This window comes from Almyronema sp., from assembly GCF_052168255.1.
Classification (GTDB): Bacteria; Cyanobacteriota; Cyanobacteriia; order Phormidesmidales; family Phormidesmidaceae; genus Sphaerothrix; species Sphaerothrix epifaneia.
Genome location: NZ_JBQLZL010000111.1, coordinates 27,135 through 32,208, shown reverse-complemented (window position 1 = coordinate 32,208; position 5,074 = coordinate 27,135). Strand labels below are relative to the sequence as shown.

The window sequence follows — 5,074 nt, the reverse complement described above, 5'->3', positions numbered from 1 at the left end:
GCTGATTGCTAACGCCATCGTGTTTGTTTTCCCGGCCAGTTAAAGACGCAGTCGGCGACCACGCTGGCGGCAAACCTGCACCCCAGGGATTTTTTAACACATTGAAAAAAGGCTCACTGCCCAATCAACATGCTGTCACGGCGACTTCTCCCATGAGCACTGTGCAACCGGATTCTTTTGGGCCGCATCGTCGTCCGGCCTATCGTCAATTTACCCCTTTACCCGTTGCCCAACCAACCGATCAGCAAGCAGGACGGTTGGCAGGTGGATGGCGCTGTCTTCACCAACTGCAAGCACACAGCAGTTGGGTGCGTAGCGTGGCGCTCAGTCCCAATGGGCGCTGGATTGCTAGCGGTAGTGGCGATAAAACCGTTCGCCTTTGGAGTTTGGCTTCCGGGCAACTGCGACAGGTGTTACTGGGGCACGAAGGTTGGGTGCGGGCGATCGCCTTTAGTCCTAACGGCGAGACGCTAGCCAGCATCAGCAACGACAAGACCGCGCGGCTTTGGGATCCGCTCACAGGCGAACAAAAAGCTATCCTCATAGGCCACAGCGATTTTATTCGCTGCGTTGCCTTTAGCCCTGATGGTCAGCATCTCTTTACCGGCAGTCAAGATCACACCGTCAAAGTTTGGCAAGTCAGCACTGGGCGACTGCTGCATACGCTGTCGCTGCACAACCACTGGATCCGCACGCTGGCGATCGCCCCTGATGGTAAAACGCTTATGACTGGCAGCCAAGACTGTACCAGCCGATTTTATCCCCTGCAAGCAGGAGGCTTTCAGCATAGGCTAACGGCGCACCAGGCTGAGGTACTCTCAGTCGCCTTTAGCCCAAATGGCTGGCTAGCAGCCAGTGCCAGCGCCGATTGCGACATTATTTTTTGGAAAGTCAACAGCGGACGGCTAATTACCCGTTTTCGGGCGCACGCTCAAGCCGTCAATAGCGTCAAATTTAGCCCTGATGGTCGCCTGCTGGCAACCGCTAGCAGCGATAAAACCATTCGCCTTTGGCATATTGACAGCGGCAAGCTAGTAGCGGTTTTGCAAGGTCACGAAGGCTGGGTTTGGTCAGTTGCCTTTGCCCCCGATAGCAAAACAATCGTCAGCGGTAGTTGGAATGGCGAAATCCGCGTCTGGGTAAAAGATTAACCGACTTGTTTACTGTACTGCTTTGGCTATGCCCACGCTGCTCGCAGATACTCCCGGCGCATCCGCGCGATCGCGCTAATAGAAATACCTTTGGGGCAAACGGCTTCACATTCTGCATGGTTTGAGCAGTCGCCAAAACCTTCTTGGGTCATTTGCTGCGTCATTTTGAGAACGCGCTGCTGCCGTTGAGGTTCGCCCTGGGGCAAGAGCGACAAATGAGCGACCTTCGCAGCCGTAAACAAAGAAGCCGAAGCATTGGGACAAGCCGCCACACAAGCGCCACAGCCAATACAAGTGGCATAATCAAAAGCCAGATCGGCCTGAGCCTTGGCAACGGGTAGAGTGTTGGCTTCTGGGGCTGCCCCTGTGGGCACTGAGATGTATCCGCCTGCCGCAATAATGCGATCGAAAGCGCTGCGATCGACCACTAAATCTTTAATCACTGGAAAAGCAGCAGCCCGCCACGGTTCGACCACCAGCCGCTCCCCCGCGCGAAAATGACGCAGATGCAACTGGCAAGCGGCGGTCTGAAGCTGAGGGCCGTGCGCCTGACCGTTGATCATCATGCCACAAGAACCACAAATACCCTCGCGACAGTCGTGATCAAACTCGACTGGAATTTCTCCCTGCTGGATTAATTGCTCATTCAATACGTCTAGCAATTCTAGAAAAGACATATCTGGGTGAGCATTGGGCACCGTATACGTCTCGAAGCGGCCAGGTTGATCTAGCCCTGACTGCCGCCAAACCTGAAGCTGAATTTGCATAGCGCTTGTTGTCACTTAATACTGTAATTGAAAGGCTTTCTGCCACAACGAGACGGGTGGGGTTTAATTCACCTGCCCTACATTTTTGCCTTTATTCTTAGCCTAGCGTGTGACTTTCAGCCCTTGGTGCCAGCTTCAGGCGCTAAGGTTGTAAAACTTTGCGTTGGCGGCGCTGAGCAAAAAGGTCTAGCCCAATTTCTACAACACAAGTGACAGCCACTAACAACACCAGACCCAAGGCAGATAGGCTCGTGCTGGTGCCCAAGGCCAAGACGAACGTTGCCCCCACTAGCCGATAGGCGCTAACAACTTTACGGCGTTGCACCGTTCCCAAGGTGCAGGTAATCAGGTGAATAATCGCTAAGCAAATAAGCGCGATCGCCACGCCCCCACAAATCAGCCAGCGATCGCCCCAGCTAGGCACCGTTGCTGGCCCCATCGAAAGCACCCGTTCAACGCCTACACCAGTCATCACTAACCCCAGCGTCAGCGGTAAATGGGTATAGAGCCACAGCAAACTGATACCCATTTGTCCCCGTTTCATCGCTTTGAGGGGAGAGCCGTCTACGGTATCAAAATAAAGCCACCAGAGGCTAAAAGCACTGCTCAGCCCCAGCAGCGCCGTTAGCACGGCTACCGCTGTCCACTCCAACTCAGACAGCCCCCGCACAACCCCCACCACGGACTCTCCTAACACGATGATGGTAAACAGCCCTACTCGCTCTGGAATGTGGGTCATACTGGGGGGAAACTGACTCACCAGTCTGCCAGCGGTCAGGGGCGTACAAAAATCTATCAGCAAACCACAGACCCACAGCGCAAATCGCCAAGGGGCAGGCACCCAAATAGAAAGCAGCCAAAGCGCTAAACTGGCGCCAAACCCGGTCGCATACCAGGCGGTTAACGGTCGCACAGCAGGGATATAAAAGCCAGCGCTTAGATATTGCATAATCAGCACACTTCTAAAGGCGGCATAGCTCCCCGCAAAAAAGCTGCCTGATTCCCCCAAGCCCTGATGCACATTAGCAGCCATGATGGCAATAATAGCCATCTGAGTCAGGGTAAGCAGCCGATCAGAAATATCGTCTGTATCAAAGCGGGTCGCGTAAAACGTAGCCCCCACCCAGCACCACCAAACAGGGATAAACAACAAGACAAAGCCCCAAAAGCCACCAGCCGAGACATGGCCGCTGAGGAAATGAGCTAACTCCGCGATCGCCACCACAAAAACCAGGTCATAAAACAGTTCAAGCCAGGTAGCTCGACGTTCTTCACCGTCCTCTAAGCTTCTCAGGCGAGGCGGCTGCAAAAGCTGACGAGAGGCCATAGCGATTCAAGATAAAGAATGCCTTTAGATTAGCGGACTGCCAGCGTGTTGGGATAGACGTTGCACCTTCGATGCCTATCGCTGGTTAGAGCCAACAGCCGTTCTGAATATCCCTTTTCTGACTCAGGCGAGAGGTCAAAGGAAGTTATAAGCGCTTAAATTTGACTGTAATGTGCTAAGCGTAATTTTTGACACAGTTCATTCTCTGCTGGCAGATTAAAGTAGCCTCATCTCTCAAGTGTTAAGTTTTGCTTAGCTGCCATCTATTTGGTTGTGTTTTATGCGTAAGGCCGAGTTTGAGCTTTTTCAGTTAATGGTCGATGCTGGGGCGGTACCCGGTCGGGACTTTGCCTTTGATGAAGAAAAGCAGGCTTACTGGCTCAGCGATCGCTGTTATGAGTTATTGCAAACTAACTATCCTGCTCAAGATTGGCAACAAACATTTAGCGAGGCTGCACCCGAATCAGCGCAACCGCTAGTTGATGAAGAGGTTGAACTCAAATCGGCGCAACAGGCGATCGCCCTGCTCAATCAGCACCTCGGCGTTGACTTTGTTGAACGCATTATTCGCTACACCTGCGATCGCCTCAAATTTTTAGCCAACGAGCAAGCAGCCTGGTACTTACAACAAATCGTTTACGGGGTCGAACAACGAACGGGGATTCCTCTATACGAGCTTTTGAAAGCACAGCTAGACTTATCGACGCAAGCTCGAGTGGAATGGCTGCTCCGAGAGCAACAAGCCCTTACGCCCTGTAGCGAATGGATGGCAGATCTAATTTTGGCAGCAGGGGGCAGCTTACAAGACTTTGAACTCATTCAGGGAGAAGAAGCCCTACTCAGCGAACGCGGCATTCGTTTACTAGCAGCCGTGTGGATGGGAGACTGCGACCTTTACGCCGAAATTGCTCGCCACCAACCGCAAGCCGATGAACAGCCCGAATAAAGCCAACTACTCAAAAAGCTGAGCGATCGCGCCAATATTTTCCAATACACCGTCTGGCTCTACTGCCGATTTAGCAACCAAGGCTTCTCGATATTTTCCGGTTTTTACTAAAAAGCCGCTCATGCCCATGGCTTGCCCCCCGGCTACGTCGTCTTCAATGTCGTCGCCAATGACAGCTACCTGTTCAGCCGACAAGCCCAACTCATCAAGCGCCAAGCTATAAAAAGACGACGAAGGTTTACCCACAATCAACGCTTGCTTGTCAGTGGAATATTCTAAGCCCGTAACAAATGCACCAATATCTAGGTGCAGCCCCCCTTCCCACTGCCAGTATTTAGCTTTGTGCAATGCAATCAGATTGGCTCCTTGCATCATCAGCCGAAACGCCCGGTTCAATTCGTGGTAGCTCCAGGCATTGCCCATATCTCCCAACACCACAATATCGGCAGCACTTTCTGAACGGGTAAACTCAGCAAAATCTTGCCTAACCTCTGGACTGAGCAGTAAATAACATTTAGGGTTACCCAGTTTGCGCAGATGGAGCACCGCCGCATAGGGGGCACTGATTGTCTCATGGGGCTTAATCTTCAACCCCATAGAGTTGAGGCTGTTGCAGAGAGCCTCAACCGACTCAGTCGTGTTGTTGGTGATAAAGCGAAACGGAATCTGCCGCTCCCGCAAAAATTCGATTGCCTCAGTCGCTCCCGGCAAAATCCGATTGCCCTCGTAAAAGACGCCGTTAAGATCGAGGAGCAACCCTTTAATAGATGAGAAGTCTTTACCAGGCATACCCACTATCCTCTTATTTGCTAGATCTGGAGCGTAATTGATCTAGTCTGATGGAAGGTGGCGCAAAAGCTACAATCGCTCAAAATAAGTTTAT

General features: G+C 52.2%; 5 protein-coding genes. 2 read left to right on the top strand and 3 right to left on the bottom strand.

Annotated features, from left to right (window positions below; translation table 11 throughout):
* Positions 1-152 precede the first annotated feature (152 nt).
* Positions 153-1,151, top strand: coding sequence for a WD40 repeat domain-containing protein (locus ACTS3T_RS22730; RefSeq protein ID WP_377960777.1), 999 nt, complete (start codon positions 153-155; stop codon positions 1,149-1,151).
* Between the two features lie 26 nt (positions 1,152-1,177).
* On the opposite strand, the gene ACTS3T_RS22725 is transcribed toward ACTS3T_RS22730, so the two are convergent.
* Positions 1,178-1,918: a succinate dehydrogenase/fumarate reductase iron-sulfur subunit gene (locus ACTS3T_RS22725; protein WP_377960779.1), complete on the bottom strand. Its 741-nt coding sequence runs from the start codon at positions 1,916-1,918 to the stop codon at positions 1,178-1,180.
* A 142-nt stretch (positions 1,919-2,060) separates the two neighbouring features.
* Entirely contained in the window at positions 2,061-3,245 is a 1,185-nt protein-coding gene (locus tag ACTS3T_RS22720) for a low temperature requirement protein A (RefSeq protein ID WP_377960782.1), read from the bottom strand.
* Between the two features lie 280 nt (positions 3,246-3,525).
* Here ACTS3T_RS22720 and ACTS3T_RS22715 point away from each other — a divergent pair, with 280 nt between their 5' ends.
* Positions 3,526-4,191 (top strand): hypothetical protein, encoded by a 666-nt coding sequence (locus ACTS3T_RS22715; RefSeq protein ID WP_377960785.1) that lies wholly within the window; start codon positions 3,526-3,528, stop codon positions 4,189-4,191.
* A 6-nt stretch (positions 4,192-4,197) separates the two neighbouring features.
* On the opposite strand, the gene ACTS3T_RS22710 is transcribed toward ACTS3T_RS22715, so the two are convergent.
* Complete coding sequence (locus ACTS3T_RS22710; RefSeq protein ID WP_377960787.1) at positions 4,198-4,980, bottom strand: TIGR01458 family HAD-type hydrolase; 783 nt, start codon at positions 4,978-4,980, stop codon at positions 4,198-4,200.
* Positions 4,981-5,074: the final 94 nt, after the last annotated feature.